This window comes from Microbispora bryophytorum (genome assembly GCF_006874465.1).
GTDB classification, from domain to species: domain Bacteria; phylum Actinomycetota; class Actinomycetes; order Streptosporangiales; family Streptosporangiaceae; genus Microbispora; species Microbispora bryophytorum.
The window spans coordinates 1-386 of record NZ_VIRL01000124.1 but is presented as its reverse complement, the minus strand read 5'-3'; the positions used below and the strand labels follow the sequence as shown (position 1 = coordinate 386).

Annotated in this window: 1 protein-coding gene; it reads left to right on the top strand. The window is 38.9% G+C overall.

Annotated features, from left to right (window positions below; genetic code table 11):
- Window positions 1–386, top strand: a 386-nt coding sequence (locus FLX07_RS36145) for an MgtC/SapB family protein (protein WP_208762591.1), incomplete at both ends; no start/stop codon positions are given.

Genomic DNA, 386 nt, shown 5'->3' with positions numbered 1-386 from the left:
TGGTTTTTTAGGAGCGGGTGTTATTTTACGAAAAGAAAATGACAGCATCTCTGGGCTTACAACAGCCGCTATTATCTGGGGGGCAGCAGGTATAGGTATTGCTGTTGGTGCAGGGTTTTATCCCGAAGCTATTACCGGAGTTGTACTGCTCATCATCAGCGTTGAACTTCTCCCTTTCCTTATTACTATTCTAGGGCCTAGGCAACTGCGCGAGAAAGAGCTTATTCTTCAACTTAAGCTGGCTGATAAGCACAATATTTTTGATACAACTAACAGCATTAGAGAAAAGAATATTACAATAAAAAATATTCGAATCAAAGATTTAGACACCAATGAATTATATATACGTATGAAAGTGTCAGTTAATAATCAGCGTCCTACTACAG